The organism is Ammonicoccus luteus, assembly GCF_050880385.1.
Lineage (GTDB): Bacteria > Actinomycetota > Actinomycetes > Propionibacteriales > Propionibacteriaceae > Enemella.
Genome location: NZ_JBNZCI010000017.1, coordinates 1 through 1092 on the forward strand (window position 1 = coordinate 1; position 1092 = coordinate 1092).

Consider the following 1092-nt stretch of genomic DNA (forward strand, 5'->3'; position numbering starts at 1 on the left):
TTGGGCATGAGGTACATCCTTCCAGTGACACTCATCAGCGCCACAGATCAGATGTCACCCAAACGTGCAGCAGTCCCAATCCCGAGTCGGGATGATCAATAGCGGGCAGTGATTTCGAGCCGAGTTCAGTTGCACACGGTGCTTAGTAGTGCCAGCGTTGTCTGGGGCGCTCGTCCTCAGGCATCAGTCCGTGCACGGGAGTCAGTTCATGCTTGCGTCGCTGGAACGTGGCGACGGCGGCGTCGACAAGTTCCAAGCAGTGAGAACTGCTGTAGAAGTTCGGTCCCCGGCGCATCAAGTTGAGGTTCAGCTTGGACATCGCATTGCTCGGCACCGGCCACACCATCAACTCTTTCGCACCCTCAGGGTCGTTGTCGGCCAAGCAGAACTGGTCCTGGCCGCCCGGCTGGTACCCATGCAGTTGCGGACTCCATCCATGTTCGGCCAGTGCTTCCTGCCATTCCTCTCCGAAATATTCCTCGAATGGAGTCCTGGCCAGGTGGAAGTGCGCCCAGAGACCCTGGTCATCGGCTTCGAGTGTCAGCACTTCCTGCATGTTCACGTTGACGCGCGAATAGACCCCGCCGCGACCGTTATCCGGCAGGCAGGAGATCGACCAGAAAGAGAGCTCGGTGCGGCGAGCAAACGGGATTACGGCATGCAGGTAGGTGCCCAGCAGAAAGAGGGCTTCCTCCGCGTGTGGCAACTGCACGAACTGCTCGAACCGGCGTCGGTAGCGCCGTCGCAGGTCTGGGTCGTCGACCTGTCTGGCTTCAGCTTCGGGAGCGCTCTCCCGAGCCAACCACTGACTCTGCTCATCGGGTGTGACGATCAGGTCCAGATCTCGCTCGCCCTGGAGGACGCTCATATGGTCGAGGTTCCGCAGCCGGATCCCGTATGCCTCCAACGAATGAATGCACTCCCGCTCCACCCGGGAGAGGTCCTGCATGGGTACTCGCTGAAAGGTGAAGGAACTGATGTCGCCATGACTGCGCTGGTGCTGCGCGAAGCGTTTTGTGGTTCCCCCGAAATCGTAGAGGTTTGTTATGCGGCGTCCGGTTTGGAGGCCGTGGTGGTTTCGTACTGGATGGG

Annotated in this window: 1 protein-coding gene; it reads right to left on the minus strand. The window is 59.9% G+C overall.

Annotated elements, in window-relative coordinates; genetic code table 11:
- Positions 1-142: 142 nt before the first annotated feature.
- On the minus strand, positions 143-949 hold the full coding sequence (locus ACQ260_RS17280; protein WP_432560708.1) for a hypothetical protein: 807 nt from the start codon (positions 947-949) through the stop codon (positions 143-145).
- Positions 950-1092 lie beyond the last annotated feature (143 nt).